The organism is Rhodopirellula sp. MGV, assembly GCF_002251265.1.
Classification (GTDB): Bacteria; Planctomycetota; Planctomycetia; order Pirellulales; family Pirellulaceae; genus Stieleria; species Stieleria baltica_A.
The window spans coordinates 243,209-260,635 of sequence record NZ_NPDI01000001.1 but is presented as its reverse complement, the minus strand read 5'-3'; the positions used below and the strand labels follow the sequence as shown (position 1 = coordinate 260,635).

The 17,427-nt window shown below is 54.9% G+C and carries 19 protein-coding genes and 1 tRNA gene; 12 read left to right on the top strand and 8 right to left on the bottom strand.

All coding sequences use genetic code 11. The annotated features are described in order from the left end of the window. Window positions 1-296: hypothetical protein (locus CGZ80_RS27800; RefSeq protein ID WP_233148152.1), on the top strand; the 296-nt coding region annotated here is incomplete at its 5' end. Window positions 297-305: 9 nt separating this feature from the next. Here CGZ80_RS27800 and CGZ80_RS00855 read toward each other — a convergent pair. The 5 genes from CGZ80_RS00855 to CGZ80_RS00835 form a co-directional block, all read right to left on the bottom strand. Next, complete coding sequence (locus CGZ80_RS00855; protein WP_094410892.1) at window positions 306-917, bottom strand: thioredoxin family protein; 612 nt, start codon at window positions 915-917, stop codon at window positions 306-308. Window positions 918-1,123: 206 nt separating this feature from the next. After that, a complete protein-coding gene (locus tag CGZ80_RS00850; RefSeq protein WP_094410870.1) occupies window positions 1,124-1,825 on the bottom strand; it encodes a class I SAM-dependent methyltransferase in 702 nt (233 codons plus the stop codon). Window positions 1,826-1,963: 138 nt separating this feature from the next. Next, the gene (gene lpxI, locus CGZ80_RS28180) at window positions 1,964-2,236 is read right to left on the bottom strand and encodes an LpxI family protein (RefSeq protein ID WP_233148151.1); all 273 of its coding nucleotides are present in this window, start codon (window positions 2,234-2,236) and stop codon (window positions 1,964-1,966) included. Further along, window positions 2,221-3,828 (bottom strand): UDP-3-O-(3-hydroxymyristoyl)glucosamine N-acyltransferase, encoded by a 1,608-nt coding sequence (lpxD, locus tag CGZ80_RS28175; RefSeq protein WP_198953595.1) that lies wholly within the window; start codon window positions 3,826-3,828, stop codon window positions 2,221-2,223. The genes lpxI and lpxD overlap by 16 nt, the downstream gene beginning before the upstream one ends. Before the next feature lie 93 nt (window positions 3,829-3,921). After that, window positions 3,922-4,194, bottom strand: a complete 273-nt coding sequence (locus CGZ80_RS00835; protein ID WP_094410869.1) for an HAD family hydrolase — start codon at window positions 4,192-4,194, stop codon at window positions 3,922-3,924. A 374-nt stretch (window positions 4,195-4,568) separates the two neighbouring features. Here CGZ80_RS00835 and CGZ80_RS00830 point away from each other — a divergent pair, with 374 nt between their 5' ends. From CGZ80_RS00830 to CGZ80_RS00790, 8 genes are all read left to right on the top strand, one after another. Beyond that, on the top strand, window positions 4,569-5,333 hold the full coding sequence (locus CGZ80_RS00830) for a DUF1080 domain-containing protein (RefSeq protein ID WP_233148150.1): 765 nt from the start codon (window positions 4,569-4,571) through the stop codon (window positions 5,331-5,333). Between the two features lie 798 nt (window positions 5,334-6,131). After that, window positions 6,132-6,815: a sigma-70 family RNA polymerase sigma factor gene (locus tag CGZ80_RS00825; RefSeq protein WP_094410867.1), complete on the top strand. Its 684-nt coding sequence runs from the start codon at window positions 6,132-6,134 to the stop codon at window positions 6,813-6,815. A 50-nt stretch (window positions 6,816-6,865) separates the two neighbouring features. Next, the gene (locus tag CGZ80_RS00820; RefSeq protein WP_094410891.1) at window positions 6,866-8,467 is read left to right on the top strand and encodes a serine/threonine-protein kinase; all 1,602 of its coding nucleotides are present in this window, start codon (window positions 6,866-6,868) and stop codon (window positions 8,465-8,467) included. A gap of 111 nt (window positions 8,468-8,578) precedes the next feature. After that, a tRNA-Pro gene (locus tag CGZ80_RS00815) sits at window positions 8,579-8,652 on the top strand. 336 nt (window positions 8,653-8,988) lie between these two features. Next, window positions 8,989-9,606 (top strand): hypothetical protein, encoded by a 618-nt coding sequence (locus CGZ80_RS00810; RefSeq protein WP_094410866.1) that lies wholly within the window; start codon window positions 8,989-8,991, stop codon window positions 9,604-9,606. 224 nt (window positions 9,607-9,830) lie between these two features. Continuing rightward, window positions 9,831-10,715 (top strand): RNA polymerase sigma factor, encoded by an 885-nt coding sequence (locus CGZ80_RS00800; RefSeq protein ID WP_094410864.1) that lies wholly within the window; start codon window positions 9,831-9,833, stop codon window positions 10,713-10,715. Window positions 10,716-10,818: 103 nt separating this feature from the next. After that, entirely contained in the window at window positions 10,819-11,574 is a 756-nt protein-coding gene (locus CGZ80_RS00795) for an SDR family NAD(P)-dependent oxidoreductase (RefSeq protein ID WP_094410863.1), read from the top strand. Window positions 11,575-11,609: 35 nt separating this feature from the next. Then, window positions 11,610-12,092, top strand: a complete 483-nt coding sequence (locus tag CGZ80_RS00790) for a TIGR03067 domain-containing protein (protein ID WP_094410890.1) — start codon at window positions 11,610-11,612, stop codon at window positions 12,090-12,092. 203 nt (window positions 12,093-12,295) lie between these two features. Here the strand turns inward: CGZ80_RS00790 and CGZ80_RS29075 are convergent, their stop codons facing one another. Genes CGZ80_RS29075 through CGZ80_RS00775 form a run of 3 tightly spaced genes read right to left on the bottom strand, consistent with a single transcriptional unit; the run spans window position 12,296 to window position 14,152 of the window. Beyond that, window positions 12,296-12,886: a DapH/DapD/GlmU-related protein gene (locus CGZ80_RS29075; protein ID WP_315851393.1), complete on the bottom strand. Its 591-nt coding sequence runs from the start codon at window positions 12,884-12,886 to the stop codon at window positions 12,296-12,298. Between the two features lie 56 nt (window positions 12,887-12,942). Next, on the bottom strand, window positions 12,943-13,131 hold the full coding sequence (locus CGZ80_RS00780; RefSeq protein WP_094410862.1) for a hypothetical protein: 189 nt from the start codon (window positions 13,129-13,131) through the stop codon (window positions 12,943-12,945). Between the two features lie 52 nt (window positions 13,132-13,183). Next, a complete protein-coding gene (locus tag CGZ80_RS00775) occupies window positions 13,184-14,152 on the bottom strand; it encodes an alpha/beta hydrolase (protein ID WP_198953594.1) in 969 nt (322 codons plus the stop codon). Between the two features lie 377 nt (window positions 14,153-14,529). Between CGZ80_RS00775 and CGZ80_RS00770 the strand changes: the two genes are divergently transcribed. The 3 genes from CGZ80_RS00770 to CGZ80_RS00765 all read left to right on the top strand — a co-directional run bounded on the left by CGZ80_RS00770 (window position 14,530) and on the right by CGZ80_RS00765 (window position 17,290). After that, complete coding sequence (locus CGZ80_RS00770; protein WP_198953593.1) at window positions 14,530-15,435, top strand: AraC family transcriptional regulator; 906 nt, start codon at window positions 14,530-14,532, stop codon at window positions 15,433-15,435. Window positions 15,436-15,760: 325 nt separating this feature from the next. Beyond that, the gene (locus CGZ80_RS27465; protein WP_143543675.1) at window positions 15,761-16,012 is read left to right on the top strand and encodes a hypothetical protein; all 252 of its coding nucleotides are present in this window, start codon (window positions 15,761-15,763) and stop codon (window positions 16,010-16,012) included. Between the two features lie 63 nt (window positions 16,013-16,075). Continuing rightward, window positions 16,076-17,290: a DUF1559 domain-containing protein gene (locus CGZ80_RS00765; protein ID WP_094410887.1), complete on the top strand. Its 1,215-nt coding sequence runs from the start codon at window positions 16,076-16,078 to the stop codon at window positions 17,288-17,290. Window positions 17,291-17,427: the final 137 nt, after the last annotated feature.

Here is a 17,427-nt window from a genome sequence, read left to right as displayed (position 1 = left end):
ATACCACGGCGCTGAAAATGGATTGCCGACTTCGAAGCGAGGAGGATGGATATGCCCTGTTAACGAGAGAAGATTGGCGAATTTCGCTGCTTCAATTGCAGGATGACCAGCCTCGTGATCGTTCAGCAATTAGCCTGGCGATTGAGGTGGAAGATCTGGAACTAGTCCAACGCTACGTCCGCGAGTATCTCACCGAACCGGCCGAGCCGATCGAAAAAAGTGACGAGGGTTTCTTGCAGTGGACGATCGCCGATCCCGATGGCAATCGGATTAAGCTCTTTCAGTTCGTACATTAGCATCGTCAACTAACGACGGCGGCTACGCTTATAGCGAATATTGCAACCGATCGGTACTGTTTCCTGAACTTCGGGCTTCTTGCCGGCGAGGATTGCTTCGACCGCCTCGTTGACATAGTTTCGCGTTGCTTTTTCTGCGTTGGTATCGTCATCCAACGCTCCCATGTAGACGACTTTCCGCTCGCGATCCAAGACAAAAAACTCGGGTGTTCGTGTCGCGCCCCATGCCTTGCCGAGTTCCTGCTTTTCGTCTTTGAAGTACGGAAAATCAAACTGGGCAGCCTTCCCCTTTTCCTGCATCGCTTCCAGCGAATCCTCTTCGACCAGATTGGAGTTCACGGCAACCAGGGCCACGCGTTCATCTTTGGCCCACTTGGTGGCGAGTTGTTTCAAACGTGTTTCGTACTCGACCGCATAGGGACAAGTATTGCAGGTGAACGCCACGATCACCGCTTTCTTGTCTTTGAGATCATTCCATGAATGCGTCTCACCATCGATGCCAGGTAAGTCAGACCAAGACGCAAGAACCTCCCCCACACTGACCGTCGGGTTGTACTCCCCAGCTAGAAGTTGGGGAATGAGGATGGTCAGCAGCATTAACAGGGAGATCAAAGACTTCATGGTTTCAATACTTATTGAGGCCTGCGCCGCCAATCCAATAGGGGCGACCAACGGAAGCCCCGGATTCGTGGCAAATCGGTTCGTTGCCATGTTGGATTACCGGCGCAGACATCAATAGGGGATGAAACGACGGTTTTGGAAAATCAGTCGAAGACAGCAACACCCAATAGCCTTTTCCCTCAAGCGGGAAGAAGCGTGGTGGATCACTAATTCTCTTCTTTCGCCTTCTCGAAAAACATCATGTGTTGCCAGGGCAAATCGTCGAATTCTTTCGCCAAATGAAAGCCGTTCGCTTTGTACTCTTTAAGAATCTGCTCCTTGCTCATCTTGTGAAGCGTTCTGATAGGTACTTTGGGGTCTTCCATGCGAAACTCCAGAAGCACGATCTTTCCATCTGGCTTAAGTGCCTTTCGCATTCCAGCCAACATCTCTTCGGGATGCGAAAACTCGTGATAAACATCAACACACATGACCAAATCGACTTTACCTTCGGGCAACTTAGGGTTATCGATGTCACCCAAGATCAGTTCGATATTGTCGATCCCTTGCTCTTCCGCCCTGGCTTTCAATAGCCGCAACATTTCCGCTTGGATGTCGACGGCCAGGACTTTGCCCTCTTCACCGACCATCTCGGCCAGTTTCAAGCTATAGAAACCGTTGCCACACCCCATATCGCAGATCGTCATCCCAGGCTTCACGCCTAGGTTTTCCAGCATCTTCTGGCAGTCTTCTTCCCGCTGACGGCTCTCGCGGATGAGCCAAGGCGCCCCCCGATAATGCATCGTCTGGGCGATCTCGCGCCCTTTGTAGAAGGGGAGACCATTCTGAAGCACAACCCCTTCTTGCGCCAGCACCGAGGCCGACGAGAAGGCAACAAACAACAGAGCAAAGAATAAAGTGCGGGGCATACGATCCTGGCAGGACGGCCAGGCATGTGATTACCTAGGCCGCTTCCGAAGTAGAAGTGAGATCGGCGAGACAATCCTCTTTCACGGCAAGAATTGTCAATCGATGTGTCTTCGCAAATTCTAACACGGCTGGCTCATCTAAGAGAATGGTTTTTCCGCTTCCAAAACCAGAGTTGTTGCCCCTGCTTCGACCATCGTCTGCAAAGTCCCCACACCGATCGTTGGGACATCGAACCGCATATCTTGCTGGGGCTTGGCGACTTTCACGACGGTAAAGCCTCCTTGCTTGCAGAGTTGTCCGGCCCGGCGAATACAGGCATCGGTTCCTTCAATCGCTTCGAGCGCAAGAACGGCCTGATTCTTGACGGCCACGCTCTGCCCGATATCAAGTCGGCCTAGTTCCTTGGCCATTTCCCAGCCGAACTCGATATCTCGCAACTGTTTACCACGTGGCTGACGCCCGCAATCATGCCAAATTTCACAAGCAACTCCGGAGCAAAATCGGTTGCAGGTAAGAAGGTAATTCCTTGGCGAGCGAAACCCCTGACGATTGCCATCAACAGCGTATCATCCTTGCGATCGCCACTGCCCCAGATCATTTGCGGGGCGAAGGTACGGAGACAAAACCAATCGGGACAATGCTTCCACATTGCGCCGCGATCGAAAAGACGCACCTTATGGATCTTCCCAGCCATGGTTGCCTGGATGGCACGATGACGCTGAAAGTGGCGTTTTACCTTGCCAAGCTGGCCGAGGCCAACCCAGGTCGTGGCATCACAAATCTCTTCCAGCACGGGATCGGCGTGGTCTTTTACCGCCGCGCAGACAACACCGCGGCCGCTGCGTTTAATTGCCTCGGCCACAATAATCGGGAGATTTCCCCAGCCAGCTAAAAGAGCCACTGGGCTTTGTTGAGCTGAATCCATCGTGCAAACTCTACGAAGCTTTCCGAATCGCAGGCTTGTTAAACGCTTCGGCTTCTTTTTCCAATTGCTCGATTCGCTTGGCCAGTGATTTGATTGTCTTCCGCATGTCAGGCAGGCGTTTAATGGCCATGTGCTCGGCCATGACCTCTTTGATGGGGCCTGCCGGAATACCAAGCGACTGCTGACCTTCCGGAATGTCGGTACCACGCCCGCCTTCGCTCCGAGCGCCGCGCCGGTGCCAATATGAACGTGATCGCGAACGCCAACCTGGCCCGCCATGACGACGTAGTCGCCAGTCGAGACGCTGCCAGCAATACCGACCTGCGAGCAAATGAGATTGTGCTTGCCGAGACGGCAGTTGTGGCCAATCATCACCATGTTGTCGATTTTGGTTCCTTCGCCAATCAAGGTCGTCCCGTAGGTACCGCGGTCGATGGTAGTACCTGCCCCGATCTCGACATCTGCTTCCAGCACCACGTTGCCTAGTTGAGCAGAAAGAATGTGCTTGCCGGTCGACGAGTCATAGCCAAACCCATAGGCACCCAGCACGGCTGAAGCATGAATGATACAGCGATCGCCAACTTCGGTTCGGTCGTACAGCACCACGCCAGGAAAGAGGGTGACGTTCTCCCCGATTCGGCAACCAGCTTGAATGTGAACGCCACTGTGGATGATCGTGTTCTTACCGATAACCACGCCATCGCTGATTACGGAGCCAGCACCGACGGTAGCGGTAGGATCGACTACGGCTGCTAACGAGACGATGGCCGATCGGTGAATGCCGCTGGCTTGCTTCTGTTCCCACGGCTGAAAGAAGCGGATCACTTTGCCAAACGCTTCATGAACATTGGCAACGACAATACCATCGATGGTCAACTTCTCGGATGCTTGAGATACCAGGACGGCGGTTGCCTGGCAGTTTTCCATGAGAAGCTGGACCTGATCGGGCTTGTCCATCAGGGTAATCTCGCCAGCCACCGCGTCGCGGATGATATTCGCCCCGGTAATCACTTGAGCGGGATCGCCGAAAACCGTTCCATCGACGAGTTCGGCTAGTTGTGCCAGCGTGGTTCCCATGGAGGAATCCTTTCCAAAGTGGGATGTTTCGATACGGATCGCCCTAATGTAACCGGCACCCCCTTTGCCGACCAACATCAATTCATGCGCATTCTAAGCCGGAAGAATATCGACGACAGCATCGCGTAAACTGTCGTAGGAATTGGACTTATCACTATCACCAGGCTTGCCATCACGACGCAGATAGGTGGCCTGCCAACCAAACTTCCGTGGGGCAGCAACGTCATTTTCCCAGTCATCGCCGATCAACAGAATTTGACTGGGTGAAACATCAAGCCGGCGAGTCACCTCGGCATAGAACGACGCCGATCCCGGTCCCAGAACCGCCGTTGGAACGGCGTCGTTCGGTGCGGATGCCCCAATCACTGGAAATCACCCGTCCAACCTCTCGACGACGATTTTGCTCCCCGCGGCGAGTCGTACTTCCGCGATTCACCCGCGACGTCAGCGAAGGCGGACTTTCCTTTCTCGCCTCCAAGTCCGCCGACTTCGAATATGCGATGATCTCGCTGAATGATGTCGTTGCCCCGGCATTTTTGTGTCGCGTTTGCAACACCTCGTCAATCGACTGTACCGGCCCACAAAAATTCAGCCTCACCAACCTCGAGTACGTGTCGTCAAAGGCCAAGTAAGCCTGTTCGAGATTCTCTCGGTGATTGGTGCGGGCGTAGCCAACTTGCCCGCACAGGTTGGCTACAATTGCGAATCGGTGCCGCGTGAGGACATTCCCGCGGCACGAAGTGATTCCTTTCCCCACCAATCACCGCGAACTCGACATGCGCTACCTCCGTTCAATCTCCGCCGCGCTCCTATGCTGTGGCCTCGCCGCAACCGCCGTCCAAGCTCAAGACGAGAGCACCGTTGACGCCAAGTCACACGAGTTGACTGAAGCGGTCAACATGTTCAATGGCAAAGACCTCTCCGGTTGGTCAGGACGCGAAGATCTCTGGTCCGTTGAAGACGGCGAACTCGTCGGTCGCACGGTTGCCGAGAATCCGCTCAAGCGAAATACGTTTTTGATCTATACCGATCATCAACCCGCTGACTTCGAGCTGACGCTACAGTTCAAAATCGAAAACACCAACAGCGGCATTCAGTACCGCAGCAAAGTGTTGGATCAAGACAACTTTGTGGTGGGCGGTTACCAAGCCGACATCGATTTTGGCAATCGCTACGCCGGTATCCTCTACGAAGAACAAGGACGCGGCATCCTCGCCGAGCGTGGCCAGTCAGTCACAATCGGTGCTGACGGCAAAAAGGAAGTCAAGGAATTTGCTAACGGCGCGAAACTTGGCAATGGCATCCATCCCGGAAAATGGAACGACTACCGCGTCGTTGCCAAAGGCAATCACTTGCAACACTTCATCAACGGCACGATGACTGCCGAAGTGATCGACAACCAATCCGAAAAAGCTGCCACCAGCGGCGTCATCGCGTTTCAGCTTCACGTCGGCGACCCGATGGTCATGCGATTCAAAAACATCGTCCTTCATCCCGTCAAATAACCGATGGTTTAGACCAAAGCCGGCAGTTCCCCACGCGATCCAACACCGCCCGCAATCGCAAGCGATTGCATGCCGAGCCTCCCATCAGCCGCATTCGCGATAGCGAGCGGTTGTGTGCTCAGAATTCCCATCAACAACTAGGCGGGCCTTAGGCCCGGCTCAACATGCTGGGGTGACCAATTCCCAGGCCCTACGGACCTGGCTAGGAAACTCGCCGGGGCGTTGCCCCTAAAACGAAACGCCTCCAAGGCCGATCTCTTTCGAGCCTCAATGTCAATTGGTGCGTCCCAGACGGCGCATACGATGGACCGTCACCGCCGGCGAATGGTCCACCGGATCTACACCGTCGCACCCCCATCAGCCGCATTCGCGATAGCGAGCGGTTACGTGATCGAACTCCTACCAACAAGCGGGTCTTTGGCCCGGCTCGACGTGCTAGGGCAACGATTTACCAGGCCCTAAGGACCTGGCTAGGAAACTCACCGGGGCGTCGCCTAAAACGAAATGCATCCAAGGCCGAGGTCTTTCGAGCATTGATATTGGTGCTTCCCCACCACCCAATTACCAATTTGCAATGTTCATTTTGCAATTTGCAATCCACTCCCCAAATTTGCAATCCACTCCCCAAATTTGCAATCCACTCCCCACGCACCCCATCTCCCCACAACGCGATCACGTACCGATCCCGTTCCTCCAAACCGCCCCCGCGTCTCAACCTTCCCCCAACCAATCTCGGGTGCCCCACCACGCCAAACTCACCTCTTTTCGCTACACTACGATGACGCAAGGAGAGGTTGAATGACGAAGTCGATTTGGGCCGGTGACGATCAAACCGAAACGCTGCTTGGTGCCGCCAAACAGGGCGACGCCGACGCGGTGAATCAGCTGCTAGAAAAACATCGCGCCCCGATTCGGCGATTGGTCGAACTGCGTCTTGACCGGAAAGTCCAGCAACGCGTCGACGTCAGCGATGTTGTCCAGGACGTCATGGTCGAGGCCAGCGGGCGTCTGGACAAATACCTTTCCGATCCCTCGATGGCGTTCCATCTCTGGCTTCGCCAAATCGCATGGGACCGCATCATCGACACGTACCGACGGCACCGGGTCAGCGCCAAACGCAACATGGATCGCGAACAGCCGATTGCGGCTGCGTCCAGTCCAGATCAATCGACGCTCGAATTGGCGATCCAGGTTTGCGACCCAGCCCTTACGCCTGCCGCGGCTGCAACACAACGCGAGATCGCGCAAAAGGTCGAAGAAGCAATCGGCAAGATGAACGAGCAGGACCAAGAGATCATTGTGATGCGTCACTATGAACATCTCTCCAACCTCGAAATCGCCGAAGCGTTAGGTCTCAACGCCGCTGCGGCAAGCATGCGGTACCTCCGCGCCGTCCGCCGCCTTCGCGAAACCCTGCAGTCGGTCGACAACGGCAGCAGCTCCGCCGGCGGCGATTCAGTCGATACCGAGTCTTCGCCGTGAGTGTGCTTTCCGAACGCGACGAACAACGCTTAGCAGACCTGCTCAGCGAGATGACGGACGCGATCTGCCGTGGCGAACCCGTCGACTTTGACACCACCTGCCAGCAACACCCGGATCTCGCCGACGAGCTTCGTAAACTCTGGGGCGCTGTCTTGATCACTGACACCGCCGGCGTCAGCTCCGACGAGCTGGTCCCCCCCAAAGCCGACGGTCAACCTCGTTATGCGCGGCTGCAGCTTCCGACAACAATTGGCGACTACCAATTGCTTGAAGAGGTCGGACGTGGCGGAATGGGCGTCGTGTTTCGCGCCCGTCAACTTAGCCTTGAACGCGAAGTTGCCGTCAAGATGATCTTGCGTGGTCGCTTGGGAAGTGACGCCGACTTGCAGCGTTTTCTTGCCGAAGCGGCCGCGACAGCCAAACTAGAGCATCCTGGCATCGTGCCTGTTTATGACGTCGGCGATTTCGAAGGCCGGCCGTTCTTTAGCATGAAATACATCGACGGCGAAACGCTCGCCGATCGAGTTTCGCGTGCGCCCCTGCCACAACGTGAAGCCGCAGAGCTTGTTTCGCGGATCGCGCGTGCCGTGCAGTTTGCCCATGACCAAGGCGTCGTGCACCGCGATTTAAAACCCAGCAACATTCTGCTTTCCAAAGACAGCAGTGTCTTGGTGACGGACTTCGGCTTGGCCAAAGAAGTTCGTGCCGACGTTGACCTGACCCGCAGCGGCATGCTGGTCGGGACGCCAGCTTATATGTCTCCCGAACAGGCCGGCGGACGACGTGAGCTACTCGGCCCGGCAACCGATATCTACAGCCTCGGCGCGATCCTGTTTTACACGCTGACAGGCCGGCCACCGTTTGTTGCCGAGACGCCGGTGGAAATGGTGATGCTGGTGATCGAGCAAGATCCCAGCCCGCCGCGAGCTCTGCGGCCGGGACTCGACCGTGACTTAGAAATGGTGGTCGTGCGTTGTTTGCAAAAGCCCGTCGACCTGCGCTACGCCACCGCCGGTGACTTGGCCGACGATCTCGATGCGTTCCTGGCGGACGAAGTCGTTTCGGCACGAAGCGGCCACTTCAACCAAGTCGTCGCGCGGATCTTCCGAGAAACACACCACGCGGCCGTGCTGGAAAACTGGGGCGTGTTGTGGATGTGGCATTCACTGGTGTTGTTGGTTGCCTGCTACCTTACCTGGCAACTGGAATACCTCGGCGTGCAATCGCGTGTCATTTACATGGGGCTGTGGACGATCGGACTCGGCGCATGGGCCGGTGTCTTTTGGAAGCTACGGCAACGGATGGGCCCCGTGACGTTTATCGAGCGTCAGATCGCGCACGTCTGGGGCGGCAGCATGATCGCGATCGGCTGTTTGTTTCCGATCGAAAGCCTGCTCGGGTTACCTGTGCTGAAACTCAGCCCATTGTTGGGCGTGATCAGCGGGATGGTGTTTGTGGTCAAAGCAGGGATGTTGACGGGTCGGTTTTACTTACAAGCGATCGCCTTGTTTACCGCAGCGATTCTTATGTCGCTCGCGCCGCAGTGGGGGCATCTCCTGTTCGGCATTATTGCCGCTCTGTGCTTCTTCGTCCCCGGCTACCATTACTACCATCGCCGAAAGAAAAACGCCCCAAACCTTCGCACCTTCTAGCCGCCAAACAAACCACCAGAACAAATCGAATCGCATCTTCCCCGCCGCCAACCGGATCGACTATATTGCACCCGTCGCAAGCGTGTCTTTCATCACCCGCGACAAACCCATCGGGGCGTGGCTCAGCCTGGTAGAGCGCTGCGTTCGGGACGCAGAGGTCGCAAGTTCAAATCTTGTCGCCCCGACTGGTTTTCTAGCGATGTATCACTCGCATCTTCTTAGGTAGTGGATCTTGTCAAAGATCCTTCGGCCTTTCAGGCCCGCTCCGCGCCGGTGCGCTGGCTTGCGTTAGCCCTGACTTCTAAACAGCCAACCAATCGAGTCGAGTTGCAGCGAGCTGCTTTTCTTTGATTCGCACTCGCTAGCTGCCGCATGTTGAATCGTTGCATGGCGGTGCCGAATTCAGTTCCCCTTACACAGCTCCCTACTTTCGAGGCTGCCGTACAAAACCTTGCTGAATTTCCGTTTTCCATTCTTGAATGAGTTGCAGAAACGCATCTCGCGGCGGATTTTCATGATGTTTGTGGCTGCAGATAACCAAGACGGACGCGGGATTCGATGGAGTCGAGATTCACGGTGCGAATGGATATCTGATCGACCAGTTTTTGCGAGATTCGTCGAATCAACGCAGCGACGAATACGGCGGCTCAATCGAAAACCGACTACGTTTTCTCCGCGAAGTGGTTGCGGCAGTCACCAACACGTGGTCGGCGGATCGCACGGGCGTTCGCTTAAGTCCCACCATGAGTGGCAATGGGATGGCGAATAGTGATCCCATTGCGTTGTATTCGCGGACAGCGAAGATGCTCAGTGGGTTCCAGCTCGCCTACCTGCATGTCGCAGAAGCGATCCGACCGGGTCGACTCTACAACGCGGACGCGCCACGCGTGACACCTTGCATTCGAGCCGAATTTGAAGGCGTGCTATTTGCCAATGGCGGCTACGAAAAAGCGACGGCGGCGAATGCGATACGTGTCGGTGAAGCCGATGCGATCGTGTTCGGCCAAAAGTTCATCGCGAATCCCGATTTGCCCGCGCGGCTACGAAATGACGCACCGCTCAACGAGCCCGATGTCGCGACATACTATGCCCCCGGTGCTCTCGGCTACACCGACTACCCGTTCTTGGTCAAACGCTAGCGATTGCCATCGTCCAAACGCTTGTTCACTCATTTTGCAATCGCCTCAAACGTCCCTAGTTTCAAGTCGAAAAGCATGTCGAAACGGATCTGGATTCGAATGGCTCTCGCAGCAGGCTTCGCATTGCCGTTTTTTCTATCCAGATCTGTCACACTTCCCTTGCAGACATGTCTAAGGGCGATGGAAGCTGCGTTTTCACCTCCCCTAGCCACTGGAGTTCTGTCGTGCACAACCCATTCAGAGAGTGTGCCCCGGACGGTGCCACGGATGCCGATCTCGTCGAACAGGCGAAAAATGGCGACTACGACGCGATTGAGACACTGATTCTACGGCACCAAGCGTGGGTTTATAACGTTGCCGTACGAATGGTCTTCTCACCGCAAGATGCTGAGGTCGTGACGCAGGAAGTACTCGTCAAAGTCGTTACCAAGCTGAGTACGTTCAAGGGTGAAAGCAAGTTTCGCACTTGGCTCTACCGCATCGCCGCCAATCATGTTCTGAACATGAAACGACGCGGTGCCGAGACTCACGAAATGACGTTCTCCGATTACGGAGCAGCAATCGAACGCACGCCGGACTTGGACTTGCCGGATCCTAAAACGGTCCCGGTCGCACTGCCAATCCTGGTTGAGGAAGCCAAGACCAGTTGCACGATGGGAATGCTGCTTTGCTTGGATCGGAAACAACGACTGATTTTTACGCTGGGTGAGATCTTCGGTGTCACTGACGCAGTGGGCGGTGAAGTCTTGGAGATGACGGCGGTCAACTTTCGGCAATGTCTTTCGCGTGCCCGCCGTGATTTACACAACTTTCTGAACGATCAGTGTGGACTGGTAAACGCGAGCAACCCCTGCCGTTGCCCCAAGAAGACTCGCGGGTTCATCGAAGATGGCCATATCGATCTCCAGCATTTGATGTTTTCGCAGCAGCATCTCGAGAGAGTGCGCGATGTGGCAGACGAAACGGTTCGGGGAATCGATGATGTGGTCGAGCAGCAGCACGCTGCCCTCTTTCGCGAACATCCTTTCCTGCGACCGGCAAATGAGATTGACTGGTTACAGCGGCTGCTCAAACGAGATGACGTTCGCCGAACGCTGCGACTACTTTGAGAAAAGTTGAAGCAAGAATGTCACAGGCATTCCTGTTCTGTGTCTTTGAGATCAGTGATGGTTCTCATCGCAATCCGAACGCTAAACAGAATGAGCCTGAGACATGTCGAAACTGAAGAACAAGGTTGCCGTGGTCACCGGCGCATCAAAAGGGATTGGTGCCGGAATCGCCAAGCAACTCGCCGCAGAGGGCGCCGCGGTGGTCGTCAATTACGCCGCCGACCAGACTGGTGCCGATACCGTAGTACGTGAAATCCAAGAGGCTGGTGGCCTAGGGATCGCAGTTCAAGGTGACGTATCAAACGCAGCGGATGTGCGAAGGCTGTTTGCGGAAACACGAGCTGCCTTTGGCACGTTGAACATCGTCGTGAACAACGCAGGGGTCTTTCACTCCCAACCCCTCGAATCGTTCACCGAAGAGGAATTCCATCGCCAGTTCAATACCAATGTATTGGGCCCACTACAGGTGACACAGGAGTCGCTCAAACATTTCGGAGCGGACGGCGGGAGCATCGTCAACATTGGCTCCGGAGCCTCACGCTCACACCCCATTGGCTACTCGATCTATTCCGCCACGAAAGCAGGACTCGACGCTGTAACGGGCGTACTGGCCAAGGAGTTAGCATCGAGAAACATTCGGGTTAACTCCGTCAATCCCGGTGTAACGGTCAGTGAAGGCACGAAAGCGGCAGGGTTGTACGGCGTGAGTAGCGAGATGGAGAAACAACTGGTTGCGATGACTCCTCTGGGTCGAATTGGAACGCCCACCGATATTGCCAGAGTGGTCGCTTTCCTTGCGTCTGAAGATGCTGCTTGGCTAACGGGTGAAGTAATCCTTGCTTCGGGAGGATTGCGATGATGCCAATTTTTCACAAACCAATCCAGGAGAATACGATGAAGTCTCTAATGTTTGCCCTTGTCGTGCTAGCGGTCTCTCCCAGGGCGATGGCGGACGAGTCACCGACGAAGAACGCGAAGTCGAAGGACATCGAGCAGTCGCTGGAACACTTCGCGGGAAGCTGGGAGATCGTCGATGTGCAACCGCTCGGAAGCACGAAGAATGCCAAGCGATTGGTCTTCCGCAGAGACCGAACATACGCGGCGTTAGACGCAAACGCTCAGGAACTCTGGGCTGGGACCTTTGATCTCGACCCGACTACGGAGCCAAAGATCTGGGATCACCGCTCCAACGAATCAAAGGCGACGGGAGGTGATGCTCTCGGTATTTACAAGCTTGAAGGCGACAAATTGAAAGTTTGCTGTGTCGTCGGTGTCTGGAAGGACAAGGAGTGGACGGGGAAGCCACGTCCGAAAGAGTTCAAGCTGCCGGAAGCCGACGTCGTGCTGGAGCTGCGACGTGTCAAAACCGGCGAATAGTGTTTCGGCAACGGAGTGCGAGTCTTGTAAGTTCAAAGCGCATTGCCCTTGCCGCTACCACCTCAATTTTTTGCGGATTACTCCACCTTGACTTCGTTTGGGCGAGTCTTGGTGACGTGAAATTTTCAGCGCCGACTGACAGGCCAACTCCAATTCCACAATTGGCTTAGTGGTCGGCGTGGCCCGCTATTCTTTCTCTGTGCTCACATCTCTTCGGCAGCGTCAAAGTCGTCGATTTGCTTCAAAAGTTTGGCGGGTACACCGCCCACAACGGTACCAGCTAGCACGTCTTTGGTGACGACGGCACCTGCGGCCACGACCGCTCCCTCGCCAATCGTGACACCCGGCAAAATCGTCGCCCCCGCACCAATCCAAGCGTCCTTTTTGATAATGACCTCACGCGTTACCAAGGTCTTCCGAAGTTTTATCTCGACCGGGTGATCTTCCGATGTGATGTTGACCCGGGGGCCAATCATGACACCATCTTCGATTGTGATGCCGCCAAGGTCGAGAAACGAGCATGCGTGATTGATGAACACGCTCCTTCCAAGCTTGATGTTCCGCCCATAGTTCGTGTGCAGAGGAGGAAACAAAGTCGTGCTGTCGTCCACTTGTTGCCCAATAAGCTCCCCAAGGAAGCGCCGGACCTGATCGGTATCCGCAGCCCCGTTGAGTTTGGCCAAGTTGCGAATCGTAAGGTTCACCGCATCTGCAACCTGGCTGAAACCTGGGTCGTCCATCGGCACAGGTTCGCCAGATCGCAATCTTGTAAAGATGTTGTCGAGATTTTCCATGGGGATTGAAACCTAGCAGGGCTGATTGGCTGGGCCAACCGTGTAATCGTTAATCGCTATGTGCTCAGACTGATCGCGCCCAGTCGCTCCGTGTGGTTGGCGGCTGGGTCGATCATCGAGATGCGGATATTCGCGACCTCCTGTAACAACACAATCCGCAGCACATTCATCAAGTCGCAAAGAAACCATTTCGTTCGGCTATCGACCGCTTCAACAGAGCACGCCTTCAAATCGGTAACCGACAATGCGGAAGGGCGGTGCTGCTTGAGTGAAGTTGCGGCCGACTACCGGTTCGACCTAATTCTTTAGATTCTCATTGAAGAACGTTTCCAACTTTTCGAACGGAATGACGTTCACTCGGTCATAGAGATCAACGTGATTTGCACCCTCCACCCAGTACAACTCCTTTGGCTGCGACGCACGTTCGTAGGCATCCTCGCTGAACTCCTTCGAATGAGCTTGGTCACCTGCGATGAACAACAGGGGCCGCGGCGAAATCGTTTCGATGTCATTGAATGGATAGAAATTCATGAACTTGATATCGCCCGCGAGCGTGCGGTTCTGCGTTAATTCTGCGGTCCGGCCTTCGGGAACATACAGCCCGCGCGGTGTGCGGTAGAAATCGTGATACATCGCAGTTACCGGGTCAGCGTCCTTGGGAAGGTCGAATGGCAAGTAGTTCTGAAAAACTTGTTCGCCGGTCGTATATTCCTCGTACCGCAACTGTGCTGCTTTGGCCAGCAGCTCTTTGCGTTGCTCCACGGTCCGCGACTTGCCATAGCCGTTGCGTGTGACTGCTCCCATGTCATACATGCTCACAGTGGCGATCGCTTTCAGGCGGGGATCGATTTTGGCAGCGCTGATGAGAAAGCCTCCGCTTCCACACACGCCGATCGCGCCGATCTTTTCCGGATCAACGAATGATTGTGTGCCGAGAAAATCGACGGCAGCCATAAACGTTTCGGTAAACATAGCCGGTTCGACGGCGTTGCGAGCCATGCCTTCGCTTTCGCCCCAGAACGACAGATCCACTGCCAGGGTGACAAAGCCCCGCTCCGCCATTTTATTCGCGTACAAGGTGGCGCTTTGCTCCTTCACAGCCCCCATCGGATGGCCAACGATGATCGCGGGATTCTTTGTTCCCGGATTGACTGACTTGGGAACAATCAGGTTCCCGGCAATCGTCATTTGGTACTGATTCTTAAAAGTAACTTTCCGAGCAGTTACGTCGTCGCTTTTGTAAAAGTTGTCTGCTCCGCTAAGCATTTCTTGGGCTCCGGTGGGAGATGAATTGGATTGAATGGCGACCAGGACGGCGGCTAGGACAGAGCACCGAATTGCATGCGAAAGCAAGCCCCTGATGATCGCCCGCGGCCCGATGGGATTGAATGTGATTTTGGTTCTCATCTCGTTCCTTTCCGTTGGTAAAGCGGTCCACACCGTGCCCCGTTGTGATGTAGGCGCCCCGTTGTGATGTAGGCTGCAGCGAGTGTCCCCTGCCTGTAGATGCTATACCGATTACGGAACTGACCGGTATCCTATTCGTCCTCGCGACTAGCCTATTCCTACACGATTTGCATTTTTGGCATGACTGCCGATACGGAGCAGCGTACGCTTGGGGCATCGAAAGGGAGGAGAACTTGATGTCACCTGAGCTGAAAAAAATCGCACAGATCGCCCAACGCCACGCTACCGCGGATGGTGAGCTCCACACGTCTGTCCCAAGATTAACGATCTACCGATCCTCTTCTCCCACAGACTATGACGCAGTGGTTTACTTGCCGAGTCTTTGTGTCATCTTGCAGGGTGCCAAAGAGGTGGTCGTTGGAGGCGAGGCTTTTCGTTACGACCCGGCTCAATCCTTGTTGGTGTCCGTCGATATGCCAGCCGCAACCCGAGTTGTGGAGGCCTCTGCCAAAAATCCATGTCTCGCGATTCGCATCGAAATCCAATCCGTTGATGTGGCGGAATTGCTCGCGGGAGGCGCAATGGTTCCAGCGCGAACGTCGACGAGTCGCGGAATTGGCGTGATCCCCGTCGAGAATTCGTTACTGGATGCGATCAGACGCTTACTCGCGTTGATGGATACGCCAAACGATATTGAATCGCTTGCCCCGCTTATTCTGCGCGAAATTACTTATCGGTTACTTAGCGGTCCCGAAGGCATCCGGTTGCGACAGACAGCTGCTTCCGGAGGACCTGCACAGCGAATCGCTCGTGCAATCTCTTGGCTGAAGGAACACTTTGCAGAACCCGCTAAAGTCGAGAGTGTGGCCAGCCACGTGGGCCTCAGTCCATCAGCATTCCATCAACACTTCAAGAGAATGACTGGGCTAAGTCCGCTGCAGTACCAGAAGCGATTCCGACTTCAAGAGGCGAGAAGGCTGATGTTCAGCGAAGGTCTCGAAGCCGCCGAAGCCGCATTCCGAGTCGGCTATGAAAGCCCATCTCAGTTTGGCCGAGAGTACCGCCGACTATTTGGCGCCCCGCCTCGTCAAGACATCGCCGATCTGACAGCCAACAGCGCCGCTCCTGGCGTCTCTCACTGATGTGCCGTTCCCTACGAAGCAGTCATTTCCAATGGCGATATGGAACAACGTCGTTGGTTTACTAAAGGCTCGGACGCGGAGAATCGCGACTGTCTAAACCAGCGTTCTTGCGACATCACGCGATACGTTGGAACTTAAAAACGCCGATTACCCAAGCGGATAACTGACCAGACCTTCGGCTTCAAAAGTCAGTTGACCTCAAGACCAAGAGGCAAGCGAAACGGGCGGCTATTGTACGCGTGTCTATGGCTGCGATGTGCTGACGAATCTTAAATTTGTTCGTTTCTACATTTTCATCGTTTTTTGTTCTTTTCACGTGTGTGTAGTGAACAAGACCACTATAAACGCGGAGGGTGGCGAAATCGCGACCATAGGTGATTTTTTGTTCCTTTATCAAATACGTCAGATGATGCGATACGTTTTTTCTTGCCTGGTGTTAGCACTGTTAACTTTGAGCGTCGGATGTGGCGGCGACGAAACCGGTGTTGTGGCGACACAAGACGAGATGCAAGCTCATGCCGACAAGCATGGTGACTTGGGTCTTGATCCTGCAGCTTCGACCGACATCACCGACTGATTGCGTCGCTTCAAGTCGCGCTCGCTTTGATTTTCTCAGTCTCTCATTGGGATGTTTATTTTGATGTCACGAAAACAACGGACTCCAGCCGGGTTCACCCTGGTGGAGTTGCTGGTGGTCATTGCGATCATCGGTATTCTGGTGGGATTGCTTCTTCCCGCGGTCCAGGCGGCTCGGGAAGCAGCTCGACGAATGAGCTGCAGCAATAATTTCAAGCAGATCGGCTTGGCAATTCACAACTATCACTCTGCCTTCAAAAACATGCCGCTCGACGGCACCGGAACTTATAACTTTTCCGGAGCTCTCTATGACACGCCGAAAGCGACGCGTGGCGGCGGCGGTAACAGTTACAACCGACTCAGTTTCCTCGTTGGGATCACGCCCTATATCGAACAGCAAGCGCTGTGGGACACGATCAGCAATACTTATGTAACCAACGATGACATGGTTTGGCAGGCAATGGGACCGTTGCCGACAACCACGGTCGCGAAACTTGCCGCCTATCCATACGATCCCTGGGTAACTGATATTGCAACGTATCGCTGCCCTAGCGATCCGGGCAAAGGCCTTCCCAGCCTTGGGCGTACAAACTACGCCGCTTGCTGGGGCGACGCAAACCATGCGACTCGCGATGCGGAGTCCTACGTCAACCAGGCAGGACAGTCCAACGTGACTCACATCACGTACGTCCAAGCGGCATCACGTGGTGCGTTTATCTATCGTAAGAAGATGCAGTTTCGTGACATCCTCGACGGTTTGTCGAACACCATCATGTGCGGTGAAATCATCACCGACCTAGGCGACAACGATATCCGTTCAACGCCAGCCTACGCGGGCGGTCGCACAGCTGCCCAATGGGACGTCGGCGGTCTGCTTCGCTGTAAAGCCGGGATCGATCAGCAACGCCCCAAATTTTGGAGCTCGACCCAAGCAATCACTGCTTCGATCGAAGATCGCCGTGGATCTAAATGGATGGCAGCCAACGCTCTGTATACGTCGTTCTTCACCATGCTGGCGCCCAACACCGAGCTTTGCCACCACGGTAACTATCACGAAGAATACCTGGCTTCGATCAGCAGTCGTCACCAAGGCGGAGCTCATGTCTTGATGGGCGACGGTGCCGTTCGATTTATCACGGATTCGATTGAAGCGGGCGATTCGAACTCGGCTCAGGTGACGATCCACAACTACTTGCCGCCAGGATCGCAAAGTCCGTTTGGGCTTTGGGGAAGCCTTGGAACACGGGCGAGTGGCGAAACCGTCGAAGGCGAATTCTAACCGCCGCGAGAATCAACAGACGTTTCTCAAGATCGCTCAAATGTGATTGCTTGACAACGTCCATCTTCAACAGCGTACCGGAACTCGTTTCGGTACGCTTCTAAGAACTCGGCACTCGCCGCGGCAGCGATGATCAG

What these genes read in the sequence shown, in the direction of transcription:
- CGZ80_RS00850 (WP_094410870.1), bottom strand. Translation starts at nt 1,825, where the DNA reads ATGCCCCGCACTTTATTCTTTGCTCTGTTGTTTGTTGCCTTCTCGTCG.
- CGZ80_RS00775 (WP_198953594.1), bottom strand. Translation starts at nt 14,152, where the DNA reads ATGCTTAGCGGAGCAGACAACTTTTACAAAAGCGACGACGTAACTGCT.
- CGZ80_RS00825 (WP_094410867.1), top strand. Translation starts at nt 6,132, where the DNA reads ATGACGAAGTCGATTTGGGCCGGTGACGATCAAACCGAAACGCTGCTT.
- CGZ80_RS00765 (WP_094410887.1), top strand. Translation starts at nt 16,076, where the DNA reads ATGTCACGAAAACAACGGACTCCAGCCGGGTTCACCCTGGTGGAGTTG.
- lpxD (WP_198953595.1), bottom strand. Translation starts at nt 3,828, where the DNA reads ATGGGAACCACGCTGGCACAACTAGCCGAACTCGTCGATGGAACGGTT.
- CGZ80_RS00795 (WP_094410863.1), top strand. Translation starts at nt 10,819, where the DNA reads ATGTCGAAACTGAAGAACAAGGTTGCCGTGGTCACCGGCGCATCAAAA.
- CGZ80_RS00820 (WP_094410891.1), top strand. Translation starts at nt 6,866, where the DNA reads ATGACGGACGCGATCTGCCGTGGCGAACCCGTCGACTTTGACACCACC.
- CGZ80_RS29075 (WP_315851393.1), bottom strand. Translation starts at nt 12,886, where the DNA reads ATGGAAAATCTCGACAACATCTTTACAAGATTGCGATCTGGCGAACCT.
- lpxI (WP_233148151.1), bottom strand. Translation starts at nt 2,236, where the DNA reads ATGGCCAAGGAACTAGGCCGACTTGATATCGGGCAGAGCGTGGCCGTC.
- CGZ80_RS00855 (WP_094410892.1), bottom strand. Translation starts at nt 917, where the DNA reads ATGAAGTCTTTGATCTCCCTGTTAATGCTGCTGACCATCCTCATTCCC.
- CGZ80_RS00790 (WP_094410890.1), top strand. Translation starts at nt 11,610, where the DNA reads ATGAAGTCTCTAATGTTTGCCCTTGTCGTGCTAGCGGTCTCTCCCAGG.
- CGZ80_RS00770 (WP_198953593.1), top strand. Translation starts at nt 14,530, where the DNA reads ATGTCACCTGAGCTGAAAAAAATCGCACAGATCGCCCAACGCCACGCT.